Source organism: Mesorhizobium sp. L103C105A0 (assembly GCF_000502215.1).
GTDB lineage: Bacteria > Pseudomonadota > Alphaproteobacteria > Rhizobiales > Rhizobiaceae > Mesorhizobium.
The window spans coordinates 309,189-323,785 of the sequence record NZ_AYXF01000006.1 but is presented as its reverse complement, the minus strand read 5'-3'; the positions used below and the strand labels follow the sequence as shown (position 1 = coordinate 323,785).

Genomic DNA, 14,597 nt, shown 5'->3' with positions numbered 1-14,597 from the left:
TGGGAGGAACACATGAGCGACTGGATCGAAGCCTGTGCTGCCGGCGACATCGACGAAGAAGATGTGATGCGCTTCGACCATGGCGGCCGCACCTTCGCCATCTATCGCAGCCCCGATGACGACTACTTCGCCACCGATGGCCTGTGCACGCACGAAAAGGTGCATCTGGCCGACGGGCTGGTGATGGATGACATCATCGAGTGCCCCAAGCACAATGGCCGCTTCAATTACAAGACGGGGGCGGCACGCGGCGCGCCGGTTTGCGTCAATCTCGCCACCTATCCGGTAAAGGTCGAGGCCGGCAAAGTGCTGATCCAGATCGGATAGGACCATGCAGGCGGGAATGGTCATCATTGGCGCCGGCGAGTGCGGCGGGCGGGCAGCGCTGACACTGCGCGAGCTGGGTTATGACGGGCCGGTGACGCTGGTGGGTGACGAACCCCATCTGCCCTATGAGCGGCCGCCCCTGTCCAAGGACGCAATGACGAGCGACGCGGCCGAGATCAAGACGATCGCCAGCGACGAAATTCTGGCCGAGAAATCGATCCGGCATATCCATTCCGTTCAAGCGGTGGCGATCGACCGCCCGGCGCATATGGTGCGGCTGTCGGACGGTTCGGCCCTGCCCTACGACAAGCTGCTGCTGGCGACCGGCTCGACACCGCGCAAGCTGCCGATGCCGGGATTGGGGTCGCGCTGCGTCTACCTCCGCACCTTTGCCGACGCGCTGGCCATTCGCGCCCACCTCAGCCCGGCAAACCGCATCGCCATCATTGGTGGTGGCTTTATCGGCCTGGAGCTCGCCGCTTCGGCGCGCAAGGCAGGGGCTGCCGTCTCCGTCATTGAGGCGCAGCCGCGCATCCTCCTGCGCGGGGTGCCGGCGGAGATCGCTGAAATCATCCATCAGGCGCATGAGGCCGAAGGCGTGACCGTGCTCACCGGTCAGGGCATCGCTGATATCGCCGACGACGGCGCTGAGGTGCACATCATGCTCGCCGATGGGCAGGACATCGTCGCCGATCTCGCCGTCATCGGCATCGGCGCCGTGCCGGTGACCGGGCTTGCCGCGGAAGCGGGCCTGACCGTCGATAACGGCATCGCCGTCAATGGCGAACTCCAAACAATCGATCCCGACATCTTCGCCGCCGGCGATTGCTGCTCGTTTCCGCTCGCTGTCTATGCTGGCCGGCGGGTGCGGCTGGAAGCCTGGCGCAATGCGCAGGAACAGGGTGCGCTGGCCGCGAAGAACATGCTGGGCGCCCGCGAAGCGCATGCCGCGGTGCCATGGTTCTGGTCGGATCAGTATGGTTTGTCGCTGCAGGTCGCCGGCCTTTCGGACGAGGGCAAAAGCACGGTCCGCCGCGATCTCGGCGACGGTGCTTTTATTCTGTTTCATCTGGCCGAGGATGGCAGGCTGGTGGCGGCGAGCGGCCTCGGTACGGGCAATGCCGTGGCGCGCGACATCAGGCTGGCCGAGATGCTGATCGCCAAGCGGGCTAGGCCGGCGCCGGAGGCGTTGGGGTCGCCGGATGTGAAGCTGAAGTCGTTGCTGGCAGCGTGAAGGACTGACTTACCCTCCCCTTGTGGGGAGGGTCGCTGCGAAGCAGCGGGGCGGGGGTGCGGCACCGGCCTCCACCCGGACCTGCGGTCCGACCTCCCCACAAAGGGGGAGGTAGACGGCTGAGCTAAGCCCGCTAAAACAGCGCCTTCAGCTCGTCCAGCTTGTCGTTGACCAGCCAGCCGTAATAATTCTCCTCGGGCAGTTTGACCGCCTCACCCGCCGCGCGGCGCTTGTCGTTCTCGGCCTTCAGCGCATAGGCGCGCTGCTCGGGATTGCCGACATTGTAGAGCGTGGCGGTCAGCCCCGGATTGCCTGAGATGTCGAAGCCGGCAATGTTTTTGTAGGCGTCGATCGACTTCCTGATCGTCGCTGCGACGTAGGGCAATGTCAGGTCCGGATCCATGATGGTCTTGTAGACCCCATTGGGATCGCCGACATCGAGCTCGGGCAGCCCCGACACCTTGTGCACGAGATCGCTCATCTGCAGCGCGGTCAGCGGGTTGAGCTGGCCGAGGCCAAAGGTCTGGCCGGCATAGTAGGGCTGGAAGAAGGTTGCGCCGAAGCGGTCGTTGGGAAAGCTTGTGCCGCCGACGGTCTTGCCGCGGAAGGAGCGGTTCCACACCTGCTCGCGGCATTCCCACAGGTCGTAGCTGTCCGACATCGTGCACTTCTTGAATTCCGGCCGCTGCACGAAATCGGTGATGTCCTCTCCGTCATAGGCGAAGGACAGCTTGCTGGAGAGGTAGGAAATCGCCTTGACGTAGTAGGTCTGCAGCCGGTCGTAGGCGTCGACATTGTAGGTGTGCTCGCCGACGATGGCGCCGACGATGTGCAAAGGATTGATGCCGTAGGCAGCGGCGGCCTTCCTGATCTTGGCGCGCAGTTCGACGTCGTTCTGAAGCAAGGCGTAGACCTTGCGGTATTTGGCCTGGAAGGAGGTGTTGGTCGCCTGGGTGCGGCGGCTGGAGGCGCCCGGTATGTCGGGCTGCACGACATTGCGGTTGCCCGCCGGCACCAATGTCGCCGCGTCAGCCGCGAACAGCGTCGCCGCCAGCGTCAAGCCGAGAATGACAAGGATCAGTTTTTTCATGCGCCGCCGCCCAAGCAATTCCAGGAAAGTGTGAAACGGCTTTCCGTCCGGAATTGCGTCTAGAGAATTGCCGCGCAAACTAGGGAGTGCTCCCGGTTGAGTCGAGAGCGCCCTTGCACCCGGCAAGACGAAAGGTGGCCCGATGATACCATCCGGCCACACATCAAGCTGTTAGCCGGATTGTTGCCTAAGCATCGGCCCAAAGATCGAAACCGATTTTTGGAAAGTCCGATGCATCGATTCAATACTGCTAGAGCGACCTTTGCGTGTCCAAAGGACGCGCGGCGCTCTAATACCGGCGCCGGATGAACCGGCGCCCTCGTTTAAAGGATGAATCGCGACAAATCTGTGTTTCGCGAGAGGTCGCCGACATGCTTTTCCACATAGGCGGCATCGATGGCGACGCTGGTGCCGTTGCGGTCGGGCGCGTCGTAGGAGATCTCGTCCAGCACACGCTCCATCACCGTCTGCAGGCGTCTCGCGCCGATGTTCTCGACACTGGCGTTGAGGTCGACGGCAATGCCGGCCAGCGAATCGATGGCATCGTCGGTGAAGGTGAGGTCGACGCCTTCGGTCTTCATCAGCGCGATATACTGCTTGATGAGGCTGGCCTCGGTCTCGGTGAGGATGCGAATGAAATCGTCCTTCTCCAGCGCCCGCAACTCGACCCGGATCGGCAGGCGGCCCTGCAATTCCGGCAACAGGTCGGACGGCTTGGAGACATGGAAGGCGCCCGAGGCGATGAACAGTATGTGGTCGGTCTTCAACGGTCCGTATTTGGTCGCCACCGTCGTGCCTTCGATCAGCGGCAGCAGGTCGCGCTGCACGCCTTCGCGCGAGACGCCGGCGCCCATGCCGCCTTCGCGCGAGGCGATCTTGTCGATCTCGTCGAGGAAGACGATGCCGTCATTTTCGGTCGCGTCGAGCGCCCGGCGCACCACCTCGTCCTGGTCGAGCAGCTTGTCGGACTCGTCGTTGACCAACAGCGCGTAGGACTCCTTGACCGTCGTCTTGCGCGCCTTGGTCTTCTTGCCACCCATCGCCTTCGACAGCATGTCGTTGATGTTGAGCACGCCGATATTAGCGCCCGGCATGCCGGGGATCTCGAAGCCGGGCATGCCGCCGGTGCCGGTGTCGGCAACTTCGATCTCGATCTCCTTGTCGTCGAGCTCGCCGTCGCGCAGCTTCTTGCGGAAGGAATCGCGGGTCGCCGGGCTCGCCGTCTTGCCGACCAGGGCTTCCAGCACGCGCTCCTCGGCATTGAGGTGCGCGCGCGCCTTCACGTCCTCGCGCATCTTCTCGCGCACCAAGCCGATGGCGATCTCGACCAGATCGCGGATGATCTGCTCGACATCGCGGCCGACATAGCCGACTTCGGTGAACTTGGTCGCCTCGACCTTGACGAAAGGCGCACCGGCGAGTCGCGCCAGGCGGCGCGAGATCTCGGTCTTGCCGACGCCGGTCGGGCCGATCATCAGGATGTTCTTCGGCATCACTTCTTCGCGCATCTGGCCTTCCAGCTGCTGGCGGCGCCAGCGGTTGCGCAAGGCAATGGCCACGGCGCGCTTGGCGTCCTTCTGGCCGATGATGAAGCGGTCGAGTTCCGAAACGATTTCACGGGGAGAGAAGGTGGTCATATCACTGAATTCCACTTTGCCACTGCTTGATGGACTCGAACGGATGCAGCAGCATGATCACGTTGAGTGTCAGATTGTCCCGGATGAGGTAGCCAACACCCAGTTCGAAGATGAGGGCGAGGCCGACGATGCTCCATATAGGTAGCTTTCGGGCCATCACAAATCCCAGCACCATGGCCAGCGTGTCGGACACCGAATTGATGATGCTATCGCCATAGTAATCCAGCGAAATGGTGCCGGCGCGGTAGCGCTCGATGATGAACGGGCTGTTTTCCAGGAGTTCCCAGCCGCCCTCGATGACAACGGCGAAAGCCAGGCGCAGACCGATTGGCGAGCGCGGGAAGAGGACCCAGGCCAAGGCGTAGAACAGGAAGCCGTGGATGATGTGCGAGAACGTGTACCAGTCGGAAATATGCTGGGAATTCTCCGAACTGTTCACCACACCGTGCCAGAGTTTGACGTAACCGCAGGTGCAGATCGGCGTGCGGCCCATGCCGTAAAGCGCACCGGCCTGGAAGATGAGCAGAGCGAGCACGAGCAGAAGCCCCATCCGCCAGCTGTCTTCGTAGGCCGAGTAATTTTTGGCAGTGCCCGGTGTCGCCATCAACTCATTCCCCTTCTTCCGCGTCGCTCTCTTTGGCACCGACAGCCATCAGCACGACGTCCCCATATCTAGAGTGCCTGCGATCGATAGCCCTGAAGCCCGCTTTTTCATAGGCGCGGATGGCGCGGCCATTGTCGGGATGCGGATCGATTATGATGCGCGGCGCGCCTTCCTCGAACAGTTGCTCGACGAATTGCCTGACGATCGCCGAGCCATGACCTTTGCCGACAAGGTCCGGCACGCCGATCGACAGGTCGATGCCGAGCGTGCCAAACGGCTGGTCGGCATAGGGATGGCCGTCATCCAGATGCGGATCGTAGCTCTGCAGATAGGCGATCGGCCTGCCGTCGAGCTCGACGATCAGCGGCTCTACAGAAATAGAGTCAATGTGCTCCCGGATTTCGGCGATTTCCGTCTCCGGATCGTCCCACCATTCGGCGACATGCGGCTCGGCCAGCCAGCCGGCGATCATCGGCAGGTCTTTTTCGGTAACCGGTCGAAAATCATAGAGCACCGGCGGGTTAGCCGGCATCGAGCGTTTCGACAACAAAGTTGTTGTTGGTGTAGACGCAAATGTCGGAGGCGATCTGCATCGCCTTGCGGGCGATCTCCTCGGCATCCTTGTCGCTGTCCATCAGCGCGCGGGCAGCGGCCAGCGCATAGTTGCCGCCGGAACCGATGGCCATGACGCCGAATTCGGGCTCCAGCACGTCGCCGGTGCCGGTGAGCGCCAGCGAAACCGACTTGTCGGCCACCAGCATCATCGCTTCCAGCCGGCGCAGATAACGGTCGGTGCGCCAGTCCTTGGCGAGCTCGACGCAGGCGCGCGTCAACTGGTCCGGATATTGTTCGAGCTTGGCTTCGAGCCGCTCCAAAAGGGTGAAAGCATCCGCCGTGGCGCCGGCGAAGCCCGCAATGACATTGCCGCCCTTGCCGATGCGGCGCACCTTTTTGGCGTTGCCTTTCATAATGGTCTGGCCAAGGCTGACCTGGCCGTCGCCGGCGATCACCACCTTGTTGCCCTTGCGCACCGTCACGATGGTCGTGGCGTGCATGCTCAGTTCATTGGACATCTGCTGCTCCGATTCGCGCGATCCCGATGAGGCGATTGGCGCGGGATTTCGATCGGCCATATGTATGCATGGGGCTAACGATTGCAAACCGCCTCCGCCATGGGCCGATAGCGGTCCGCATCGCAACTGGCCATCGCAGGATCATGCTGCTAGAAGGCTTTCGTTTTCAAGCAAATGAGCGCCTGGAGGCATTGTCTTTTCGTTTCGCCCCGGTCAGTTGCCAAAAGTGTCGTATGCCCAAAGACAAGGACAAGGTCATGGCGTCCCGTACCGCCGAAGTCAGCCGCAAGACCAAGGAAACCGAGATCAGTGTCTCGGTCCATGTCGACGGCACCGGAAAATCCGACATGTCGAGCGGCGTCGGCTTCTTCGACCATATGCTGGACCAGCTGTCGCGCCACTCGCTGATCGACATGACGGTGAAGGCGAAGGGCGACCTGCACATTGACGACCACCACACGGTCGAGGACACCGGCATTGCGATCGGCCAGGCGCTGGCCGAGGCGCTGGGCGAGCGGCGCGGCATCATGCGCTATGCCTCTGTCGACCTTGCCATGGACGAGACGCTGACGCGGGCCGCGATCGACGTGTCGGGCCGTCCGTTCCTGGTCTGGAATGTCGCCTTCTCGTCCCCGAAGATCGGCACGTTCGACACCGAACTGGTGCGTGAATTCTTCCAGGCGCTGGCGCAGAATGCCGGTATCACGCTGCATGTCACCAATCATTATGGCGCCAACAATCACCATATTGCCGAGACCTGCTTCAAGGCGGTGGCGCGCGCGCTGCGTTTCGCACTGGAGCGCGACCCGCGCCAGCCGGAAGCGGTTCCCTCCACCAAGGGATCTCTGAAAGGGTAGGCTGATGGCCATCTATGTCGTGATGGAACCGCCAGGCCGCACCGAGGCGGCCGACGCAACCGTTTTGGTCCGCGACGGTTTTTCCTGGCTGGCTTTCCTGGTGGCGCCGCTGTGGCTCGCCTGGCACCGGCTTTGGATCGAGGCCGCGCTCGCCTTCGTCGCCATGGGGCTCATCTCGGTGCTCGGCCAATGGCTGGGACTGGACTGGGCCGGCTCCGCACTGTCTTTACTGGTCTCGCTCTATATCGGGCTGGAAGGCCAAGGGCTGCGGATCGCAGCGCTGCGCTGCCGCGGCTGGCATGAATGGGGCGTCGTCGAAGCCGACAATCCTGACGATGCCGACATCCGCCAGACACTGGACGCCGAGGCGCTTGCCGACGAGCCGGCGCCGCTGCCGCGCATCGTGCCGGACGCCAGCCTGGCCCGGCCGACGCAGACCGGGCTGACGCTGGGCCTGAGCCATACGCCGGGAAAAGCCTGAGATGCGGGTTGCCATCATCGATTACGGGTCGGGCAATCTGCGCTCGGCCACCAAGGCCTTCGAGCGCGCCGCGCATGAAGCCGGCATTGCCGCTGCCATTGAGCTGACCGCCGACGCCGAGCGGGTGCGCAGCGCCGACCGAATCGTTTTGCCCGGCGTCGGCGCCTATGCCGATTGCGCGGCGGGCCTGCGCGGCGTCGCCGGCATGTGGGAAGCGGTGGAAGAGGTAGCGATCGCCAAGGCGCGGCCGTTCCTCGGCATCTGCGTCGGCATGCAGCTGATGTCGGAGCGCGGCCTGGAAAAGACCGTGACCAAGGGCTTCGGCTGGATTGCCGGCGACGTCAAGGAGATCACGCCCGCCGATCCGGCACTGAAGATCCCGCAAATCGGCTGGAACACCATCGATCTGGAGCGCAAGCACCCGCTGTTTTCGGGTATTGCGACCGGGCCTAAGGGTCTGCACGCCTATTTCGTTCATTCCTACCATCTCGACGCGACAAGGCCGGACGAAGTGCTGGCCGTCGCCGATTATGGCGGCCCGGTAACGGCGGCGGTCGCGCGCGGTAACCTTGCCGGCACGCAATTCCATCCGGAAAAGAGCCAGGCGCTCGGCCTGGCACTGATCACCAACTTCCTGCGCTGGAGGCCTTGAGATGAGCAAGAAGGGCTACTGGATGGCGATGGTCGATGTGACCGATCCGGAAAACTATCCGAAATACATCGCCGCCAACAAAGCGGCGTTCGACAAATACGGCGCGAAATTCCTGACGCGAGGCGGTCAGTCGTCAAGCCCGGAAGGGCCATCCGGCAATCGCCATGTGATCGTCGAGTTCGAAAGCTACGAGGTCGCGCTGGCTTGCTTCCATTCCCCCGAATACCAGGCAGCGCTGAAATTCCGGCGCGCTTATTCGACCTCGCATTTCGCCATTGTGGAAGGGGTCTGAACGGTGATCTTGTTTCCGGCCATCGACCTCAAGGACGGCAAGTGCGTGCGGCTGAAGCACGGCGATATGGCGACCGCGACCATCTACAATGACGACCCTGCGGCCCAGGCCAAGGCCTTCGAAGAGCAAGGGTTTGAATGGCTGCATGTCGTCGACCTCAACGGCGCCTTCAAGGGCCAGAGCGTCAACAGCGCGGCGGTCGGCGCCATCCTCAAGGCGACGAAAAACCCGGTGCAGCTCGGCGGCGGCATCCGCACGCTGGCGCAGATCGAGGACTGGCTCGACCGCGGGCTGGCCCGCGTCATCCTCGGCACGGTGGCGGTGCGCGATCCCGACCTGGTCCGGGAAGCCTGCAAGGAATTTCCTGGAAAGATCGCCGTGGGCATCGACGCCAAGGGCGGCAAGGTGGCGGTCGAAGGCTGGGCCGAGGCCTCCAGCCTCGGCGTCATCGAACTGGCGCAGAAATTCGAAGGCGCCGGCGTTGCCGCCATCATCTACACCGACATCGACCGCGACGGCGTTCTGACCGGCATCAACTGGGACGCCACGATCGATCTCGCCGACGCGGTGTCGATCCCGGTCATCGCCTCGGGCGGGCTGGCCTCGATCGCCGACATCGTGCGCATGACCATGCCCGACGCAAAGAAACTCGAAGGCGCCATCTCCGGCCGCGCGCTCTATGACGGGCGCATCGATCCGGCCGAGGCGCTTGCGGTGCTGCAGGGCAAGGCGATGGAGGCCCGATCTTGAAGATCTCCATCATCCTGGCCTCCTATGACAGCGGCCACTATCACGGCGGCATGGGCCGAGGCCCGGATGCACTCGTCGCCGGCGGGCTGGTCGACGCGCTGACGCTCTCCGGGCATGACGTCGTCGTCACCGATATCGGCAGGGTTGGCGACGAACAGCAGCGCGAGATCGCCACCGGCTTTGCCGTGTGCGGCGCCGTCTCCGGCGAGGTCCGCATCGCCATAGACCGCGGCCGGCTTCCCATCGTGCTGGCCGGCAATTGTCTGACATCGGCCGGTGCGGTTGCCGGCGAGGATGCCGATGCGATCATCTGGGCCGACCAGCATGGCGATCTCAACACGCCGGAGACGTCCATCTTCGGCTTTCTCGACGGCATGGCGCTGGCTACGGTTCTCGGCCTGTGCTGGAAGCCGATGGCCTCGGCCATCCCCGGCTTCAGGCCGATCGATCCGGCGCGCTGCGTGCTGGTCAACGCGCGCGATCTCGATCCGGCCGAAACAGAGCTGTTGAAGACGTTGCCGGTCATCCGCACCGAATGCCCGGACTGGGCGACGGCGAGCACCAGGCTGAAGGCGCCGGATGCGAAGCGGGTGCACCTGCATCTCGATCTCGACGTGCACGACCCCGGGGCGCTGCAGGCCAACCGCTACACCACGCCCGGCGGCCCGGAGCCGAAACAGCTGCGCCAGGCTGTCTGCGGCATGGCCGGCCTGCTGCCGATTTCCGGCATCACCATTTCCGCCTACGATCCGGCGTTCGATGCGCAGGCCGAGGTTCCGCCGCTGGTCGGCGAACTGCTCAGCGAGTTGCTGGCGACGATGGAGAAGGGCTGATGCTGAAGGCCCGAGTCATCCCTTGCCTCGACGTCAAGAACGGCCGCGTCGTCAAGGGCGTCAATTTCGTCGACCTCATCGATGCCGGTGATCCGGTCGAGGCGGCCAAAGCCTATGACGCGGCCGGCGCTGACGAGCTTTGCTTTCTCGATATCACCGCGTCGTCCGACAACCGTGAAACCATCTTCGACGTCGTCGCCCGCACCGCCGAACAATGCTTCATGCCGCTGACCGTCGGCGGCGGCGTGCGCCAGGTGGCCGATATTCGCAAACTGTTGCTGGCCGGCGCCGACAAGGTGTCGATCAACACTGCGGCGGTGAAGAACCCCGATTTCGTCGCGGAAGCCGCCGACAAGTTCGGCAACCAGTGCATTGTCGTCGCCATCGACGCCAAGAAGGTGTCGGCACCCAATGAAGCCGACCGCTGGGAGATCTTCACCCATGGCGGCCGTGAAAAGACCGGCATCGATGCGGTCGAGTTTGCGCGAAAAATGGTCGATCGCGGCGCCGGCGAGATTCTTTTGACCTCGATGGACCGTGACGGCACCAAGGCCGGTTACGACATTGCGCTGACCCGCGCGATAGCGGATGCGGTGCGCGCGCCGGTCATCGCGTCGGGCGGCGTCGGCACGCTCGACCATCTGGTCGAGGGCATTCGCGACGGCCACGCCGGCGCCGTGCTCGCGGCCTCGATCTTCCATTTCGGCACTTACACGATTGCGGAAGCCAAGGCGCATATGGCCGAGGCCGGGCTACCGATGCGGCTGGACTACCCGGTTCAATCCACTCCACAAAGGCTGTAGGCTGCGCCATGGCTGAATTTTCGCTGTCCGATCTGGAAACGATCATTGGCGAACGCGCCCGTTCCGGCGACCCGGACTCGTGGACGGCAAAACTGTTCGCCAAAGGCATCGACAAGGCGGCGCAGAAGCTTGGTGAAGAGGCAGTCGAGACGGTGATTGCCGCCGTCAAAGGCGACAAAAATGTCCTCGTTTCCGAAAGTGCCGATCTCATATATCATTGGCTCGTCGTGCTTGGCATGGCCGGCGTTTCGCTGGGCGAGGTGCTGAAGGAGCTTGAGGGCCGTACCGGCCGTTCGGGCGTCACTGAAAAGGCATCCCGGCCGAAAGGCTGACCGCGAGAGCCGGATGATTTCGGGCCGAGGCCTTAAATCTGAATCCGTCTCTAAATTGATAAAGGGAGCATGATGTCGCCCGAAAACCGCTTCACACTTTTCGGCCTCATGCTCTAGAGGGCAGGAAACTCGATGGACCAGCTCGCTCCGACCGAGAAATATTCCCCCTATCGTTTCTTCTCGGCCGAGCAATGGTCGAACTTCCGCGCCGACACGCCGATGACGCTGGGCGAAGACGAGATCAACCGTCTGCGCTCACTGAACGATCCGGTCGACCTGGAAGAAGTCAAGCGCATCTATCTGTCGCTCTCGCGGCTGCTTTCGGCGCATGTCGAGGCCAGCCAGTTGCTGTTTCGCCAGCGCCAGGCCTTCTTCAACGCGCTGGATGTGGTCAAGACACCGTTCATCATCGGCATTGCCGGTTCGGTTGCGGTCGGCAAATCGACAACGGCCCGCGTGCTGAAGGAGCTTCTGGCGCGCTGGCCGTCGAGCCCCAAGGTCGATCTCATCACCACCGACGGGTTCCTGCTGCCCAACAAGGTGTTGCGACGAGACAATCTGATGGAGCGCAAAGGCTTTCCGGACAGCTACGATGTCGGTGCGCTGCTGCGTTTCCTCTCGGGCATCAAGTCGGCGCAGCGCAATGTCCGCGCGCCCGTCTATTCGCATTTGACCTATGACGTCATTCCCGGCGAGTTCGTCACCATCGACCGGCCCGACATTCTGATCTTCGAAGGCATCAACGTTCTGCAGCCCGGCAAATTGCCGAAGGACGGCAAGATCGTGCCGTTCCTGTCGGATTTCTTCGATTTCGCCATTTATATCGACGCCGACGAAAAGCTGATCCACCAATGGTACATCGCCCGCTTCATGCGGCTGCGCGAGACGGCCTTCCGCAATCCGGACTCCTTCTTCCACCGCTATTCGCAGCTTTCGGAAGACGCCGCGCGCGCCGTTGCGGAAGGCTTGTGGGCCAACATCAACCTGAAAAACCTGCGCGAGAACATCGTGCCGACACGGGCGCGCGCCGACCTCATCCTGCGCAAGGGCGCCAATCATCTGGTCGAGGAAGTGGCGCTCAGGAAACTGTGACCGCCGCCGCCGGGCGGCTGCCGCCAGTCGCCGATTGCCGGGCCGGGCTTGGCATCAGGATTTCGCCGTCGGGTACCAGCTTGCGGACGGCCGCACATAGGGCGATCGTGAGCGCGACCGCCGCATAACCATCGATCGCATAGTGCCAACCAAGATAGACCGAACTCGCGACTATGAAGGCGACATACAGAAATGCGATGGCGCCCAACCGCTGGTCGTACTCCCAGGTATACACCGCATTCAGGGTGATCAAGGCGACATGAACGCTTGGAAATGCCGATATTCCCGACGCGAGTCCAGTCACACCCTCGGTCTGGAGCGTCCACAGATACTGCTGGTACACGGCGGCGGAACTCGCCGACGGGCTTTGCGCAAGAAACGAAAGCTGTTCACCGAAGCGTGGCACATCGCCGGTGACATAGCCGTAGAACGCCGGTCCGGCCGACATGAACAGCCCGGCCAGGATGTTTCCGACGACTATCCACACCACCATGAAGGACAGCACATAGCGTCTCTTCAGATGCGTGGTGCGTGGTGACGTGACCATGAAAAACAGCATGCTGTAGCAAATGATGAACCACAGCATGTCGTAGTTCCATCCGACGGATTCCCGTACCCAGTCATGCTTGCCGATAACGTAGAGCCATCGCCACGGATCAGTGCCGAAATGCAGATAGGCATCGATATCTGCCAAGGCGCGATCATAGGGGAAACCTTTCCACAGGACGGACATGCCGTTCTTGACCGAGGTGAAGGTGCTTTGGAAAATCATGATGCCCATCAACAGACATATGCCGGAAAAGAGAACCGCCATCCGCTCGGCTGAGAACATCTTGCCCGCAGCAAATTTCCGCCGACGCTCAAATCGATGCAAAAGCCAGCCGGTTTCCAGGAGAAGCGATACCGCCGGCAGCACGAAACCGAAAACCATAAGCCATATCGGCACGTAGGTCTGGTATGCGGTGCGATGGAGCGCGCCGACCCAAGCCAGAAACCCCAGCCCCGTTGCAGTGTAGATGCCAATGAACAGGTAGAGCGATGCATCCGAGCGGGCGATCGAAACCGTGCGCCATGCGGCATTTCGAATGTAGCGCCAAATCACTTCGGATTCGATTTCGAGCATGGTATCCACACCGGGAATGATGACGTTTTGGCGCAGACTAGCGGCCGAAACCTTAAATTCCGTTAGGGACTTTTCATTCGCAAGGTCAGTGGTTCAGTAAGTGCAAGATTGCACTCTCACCTCTTCAAGGCAAGGTCACCCGCCGCAGCGTCAGATTGATCCGGCCGCCATTTTTCAGCAGCGCCGAGGTCGACGGATAGATGCGGTCGACGCCGTGGAAGCAGAGCCGGCCTTCGCCGCCGAGCACGACGACGTCGCCGCTTTTCAGGCGGAACGATTTGGTACCGCCGTCGCGTGTGGCCCCCCTGCCCGTCACTTGGCCGACCCGGAACAGGCAATCGTCGCCAAGTGACACCGAGACCACTGGGGCCGAGAAATCGGCTTCGTCGCGATCCTGGTGCAGACCCATTTTGGCGTCCTGCGTATAGAAATTGACCAGGCAGGCCTCCGGCGGATTCGGATAGGCGGCAACCTCCCGCCACAATTGCAGCAGCGCGTCCGGGATCGGCGGCCATGGCTCTCCGGTGAGTGGGTGCGTTGGCTGGTAGCGATAGCCCAACTCCTTGTCAGTGACCCAGCCGAGCGTGCCGCAATTGGTCATGCGCACGCTCATCTCCTTGCCGGTCCGCGGCATCGCCGGCACGTACAGCGGCGCCCGCTGTACAATGGTCCTCACCTCTTCGACCAGCGCTTCCTGCGCCGCGCGGGACAGATAACCAGGCATGTGGCGGACGCCTTTGGGCAGAACGAGCATGACTTCGCCTCCGGTTGATACTGAAACCATGCCACCGCCAATCAGAAACGGCGACCCGAAAGCCACCGTTGTCGGCCTCCCTTTCTGTGGCAATGGTGAAACCTTGCGGCTGCGGTTCCGAAGGGGAGGCCGCTTTATGCACGCAGTCGGCGCGGTCCTTAGTCGTTCTCTACCCGGCCGCGCAGCTTTTTGATCGTGCCGCGCCCTGCCTTGCTTTGCAGCCGCCGCTCCACCGAGCCTTTCGACGGCCTGGTCTTCTTGCGCGGCGGCGGCGGCGGTTCCGCGGCCTTGGCGACCAGCGCCGTCAGCCTTGCCCGGGCATCGGCCCGGTTCTGCTCCTGGGTGCGGAAGCGGCCGGCCTCGATGACGATGACGCCGTCCTTGGTGGCGCGCTGGCCGGCGAGCTTGATCGTGCGCGCGCGCACGCGTTCGGACAGGCCAGCCGCATTGGCGGCGTCGAAGCGCAACTGGACCGCGGTCGCCACCTTGTTGACGTTCTGGCCGCCGGGACCCGACGAGCGGATGAAATCCTCGTGCAGGTCGCCCGGGTGGATTACGGCCTCGTCTGATATGATGATGTCGTCGATAGGCATGCCGCAGTCATGGCGCGGCGGACCAAAAAAGAAAAGGCCCGATCGAGACCGCGCCTTTCAAGGATGCTTC

At 62.7% G+C, this 14,597-nt stretch carries 19 protein-coding genes; 11 read left to right on the top strand and 8 right to left on the bottom strand.

Going from position 1 to position 14,597, the window contains the following annotated elements:
* The first annotated feature begins 12 nt into the window (after positions 1 to 12).
* Positions 13 to 327 carry a MocE family 2Fe-2S type ferredoxin gene (locus tag X727_RS145810; RefSeq protein WP_023672328.1) on the top strand — a complete coding sequence of 105 codons (315 nt, stop codon included), beginning with the start codon at positions 13 to 15 and terminating at the stop codon, positions 325 to 327.
* 4 nt (positions 328 to 331) lie between these two features.
* On the top strand, positions 332 to 1,561 hold the full coding sequence (locus X727_RS145815; RefSeq protein ID WP_031201364.1) for an FAD-dependent oxidoreductase: 1,230 nt from the start codon (positions 332 to 334) through the stop codon (positions 1,559 to 1,561).
* Positions 1,562 to 1,694: 133 nt separating this feature from the next.
* Here the strand turns inward: X727_RS145815 and X727_RS145820 are convergent, their stop codons facing one another.
* From X727_RS145820 to hslV, 5 genes are all read right to left on the bottom strand, one after another.
* Entirely contained in the window at positions 1,695 to 2,651 is a 957-nt protein-coding gene (locus X727_RS145820) for a DUF1402 family protein (RefSeq protein WP_023834612.1), read from the bottom strand.
* 323 nt (positions 2,652 to 2,974) lie between these two features.
* Entirely contained in the window at positions 2,975 to 4,288 is a 1,314-nt protein-coding gene (gene hslU / locus X727_RS145825) for an ATP-dependent protease ATPase subunit HslU (RefSeq protein WP_023672325.1), read from the bottom strand.
* A gap of 1 nt (position 4,289) precedes the next feature.
* The gene (locus X727_RS145830; RefSeq protein ID WP_023728854.1) at positions 4,290 to 4,892 is read right to left on the bottom strand and encodes a DUF2585 domain-containing protein; all 603 of its coding nucleotides are present in this window, start codon (positions 4,890 to 4,892) and stop codon (positions 4,290 to 4,292) included.
* A 4-nt stretch (positions 4,893 to 4,896) separates the two neighbouring features.
* Positions 4,897 to 5,424 carry a GNAT family N-acetyltransferase gene (locus X727_RS145835; protein ID WP_023834611.1) on the bottom strand — a complete coding sequence of 176 codons (528 nt, stop codon included), beginning with the start codon at positions 5,422 to 5,424 and terminating at the stop codon, positions 4,897 to 4,899.
* Entirely contained in the window at positions 5,414 to 5,965 is a 552-nt protein-coding gene (gene hslV, locus X727_RS145840; RefSeq protein WP_023672322.1) for an ATP-dependent protease subunit HslV, read from the bottom strand. Before hslV ends, X727_RS145835 begins: the two co-directional genes overlap by 11 nt.
* 257 nt (positions 5,966 to 6,222) lie before the next feature.
* Between hslV and hisB the strand changes: the two genes are divergently transcribed.
* The 9 genes from hisB (at position 6,223) to coaA (ending at position 12,057) form a co-directional block, all read left to right on the top strand.
* Positions 6,223 to 6,822, top strand: coding sequence for an imidazoleglycerol-phosphate dehydratase HisB (gene hisB, locus X727_RS145845; RefSeq protein WP_023834610.1), 600 nt, complete (start codon positions 6,223 to 6,225; stop codon positions 6,820 to 6,822).
* Between the two features lie 4 nt (positions 6,823 to 6,826).
* Positions 6,827 to 7,303: a DUF2628 domain-containing protein gene (locus X727_RS145850; protein WP_023695989.1), complete on the top strand. Its 477-nt coding sequence runs from the start codon at positions 6,827 to 6,829 to the stop codon at positions 7,301 to 7,303.
* A gap of 1 nt (position 7,304) precedes the next feature.
* The gene (hisH, locus tag X727_RS145855; protein WP_023681413.1) at positions 7,305 to 7,955 is read left to right on the top strand and encodes an imidazole glycerol phosphate synthase subunit HisH; all 651 of its coding nucleotides are present in this window, start codon (positions 7,305 to 7,307) and stop codon (positions 7,953 to 7,955) included.
* Position 7,956: 1 nt separating this feature from the next.
* Complete coding sequence (locus X727_RS145860) at positions 7,957 to 8,247, top strand: DUF1330 domain-containing protein (RefSeq protein WP_023672318.1); 291 nt, start codon at positions 7,957 to 7,959, stop codon at positions 8,245 to 8,247.
* A 3-nt stretch (positions 8,248 to 8,250) separates the two neighbouring features.
* Positions 8,251 to 8,997 carry a 1-(5-phosphoribosyl)-5-[(5-phosphoribosylamino)methylideneamino]imidazole-4-carboxamide isomerase gene (gene hisA / locus X727_RS145865; protein WP_023834609.1) on the top strand — a complete coding sequence of 249 codons (747 nt, stop codon included), beginning with the start codon at positions 8,251 to 8,253 and terminating at the stop codon, positions 8,995 to 8,997.
* Entirely contained in the window at positions 8,994 to 9,830 is an 837-nt protein-coding gene (locus X727_RS145870) for an arginase family protein (protein WP_023834608.1), read from the top strand. Before hisA ends, X727_RS145870 begins: the two co-directional genes overlap by 4 nt.
* Positions 9,827 to 10,633 (top strand): imidazole glycerol phosphate synthase subunit HisF, encoded by an 807-nt coding sequence (gene hisF, locus X727_RS145875; RefSeq protein WP_023695992.1) that lies wholly within the window; start codon positions 9,827 to 9,829, stop codon positions 10,631 to 10,633. Before X727_RS145870 ends, hisF begins: the two co-directional genes overlap by 4 nt.
* Before the next feature lie 8 nt (positions 10,634 to 10,641).
* Complete coding sequence (locus X727_RS145880) at positions 10,642 to 10,965, top strand: phosphoribosyl-ATP diphosphatase (protein ID WP_023834607.1); 324 nt, start codon at positions 10,642 to 10,644, stop codon at positions 10,963 to 10,965.
* A gap of 132 nt (positions 10,966 to 11,097) precedes the next feature.
* On the top strand, positions 11,098 to 12,057 hold the full coding sequence (gene coaA / locus X727_RS145885) for a type I pantothenate kinase (RefSeq protein WP_023834606.1): 960 nt from the start codon (positions 11,098 to 11,100) through the stop codon (positions 12,055 to 12,057).
* Here the strand turns inward: coaA and X727_RS145890 are convergent.
* The 3 genes from X727_RS145890 to arfB all read right to left on the bottom strand — a co-directional run bounded on the left by X727_RS145890 (position 12,044) and on the right by arfB (position 14,527).
* A complete protein-coding gene (locus X727_RS145890; protein WP_023744921.1) occupies positions 12,044 to 13,180 on the bottom strand; it encodes a phosphatase PAP2 family protein in 1,137 nt (378 codons plus the stop codon). The genes coaA and X727_RS145890 overlap by 14 nt on opposite strands.
* A 124-nt stretch (positions 13,181 to 13,304) precedes the next feature.
* Entirely contained in the window at positions 13,305 to 13,934 is a 630-nt protein-coding gene (locus X727_RS145895) for an alpha-ketoglutarate-dependent dioxygenase AlkB (protein WP_023681406.1), read from the bottom strand.
* A 158-nt stretch (positions 13,935 to 14,092) separates the two neighbouring features.
* Positions 14,093 to 14,527, bottom strand: coding sequence for an alternative ribosome rescue aminoacyl-tRNA hydrolase ArfB (gene arfB, locus X727_RS145900; protein WP_023672309.1), 435 nt, complete (start codon positions 14,525 to 14,527; stop codon positions 14,093 to 14,095).
* Positions 14,528 to 14,597 lie beyond the last annotated feature (70 nt).

Coding starts and splice junctions, on each gene's coding strand:
- X727_RS145810 (WP_023672328.1), top strand. CDS start 13: ATGAGCGACTGGATCGAAGCCTGTGCTGCCGGCGACATCGACGAAGAA.
- X727_RS145815 (WP_031201364.1), top strand. CDS start 332: ATGCAGGCGGGAATGGTCATCATTGGCGCCGGCGAGTGCGGCGGGCGG.
- X727_RS145820 (WP_023834612.1), bottom strand. CDS start 2,651: ATGAAAAAACTGATCCTTGTCATTCTCGGCTTGACGCTGGCGGCGACG.
- hslU (WP_023672325.1), bottom strand. CDS start 4,288: ATGACCACCTTCTCTCCCCGTGAAATCGTTTCGGAACTCGACCGCTTC.
- X727_RS145830 (WP_023728854.1), bottom strand. CDS start 4,892: ATGGCGACACCGGGCACTGCCAAAAATTACTCGGCCTACGAAGACAGC.
- X727_RS145835 (WP_023834611.1), bottom strand. CDS start 5,424: ATGCCGGCTAACCCGCCGGTGCTCTATGATTTTCGACCGGTTACCGAA.
- hslV (WP_023672322.1), bottom strand. CDS start 5,965: ATGTCCAATGAACTGAGCATGCACGCCACGACCATCGTGACGGTGCGC.
- hisB (WP_023834610.1), top strand. CDS start 6,223: ATGGCGTCCCGTACCGCCGAAGTCAGCCGCAAGACCAAGGAAACCGAG.
- X727_RS145850 (WP_023695989.1), top strand. CDS start 6,827: ATGGCCATCTATGTCGTGATGGAACCGCCAGGCCGCACCGAGGCGGCC.
- hisH (WP_023681413.1), top strand. CDS start 7,305: ATGCGGGTTGCCATCATCGATTACGGGTCGGGCAATCTGCGCTCGGCC.
- X727_RS145860 (WP_023672318.1), top strand. CDS start 7,957: ATGAGCAAGAAGGGCTACTGGATGGCGATGGTCGATGTGACCGATCCG.
- X727_RS145880 (WP_023834607.1), top strand. CDS start 10,642: ATGGCTGAATTTTCGCTGTCCGATCTGGAAACGATCATTGGCGAACGC.
- coaA (WP_023834606.1), top strand. CDS start 11,098: ATGGACCAGCTCGCTCCGACCGAGAAATATTCCCCCTATCGTTTCTTC.
- X727_RS145890 (WP_023744921.1), bottom strand. CDS start 13,180: ATGCTCGAAATCGAATCCGAAGTGATTTGGCGCTACATTCGAAATGCC.
- X727_RS145895 (WP_023681406.1), bottom strand. CDS start 13,934: ATGCTCGTTCTGCCCAAAGGCGTCCGCCACATGCCTGGTTATCTGTCC.
- arfB (WP_023672309.1), bottom strand. CDS start 14,527: ATGCCTATCGACGACATCATCATATCAGACGAGGCCGTAATCCACCCG.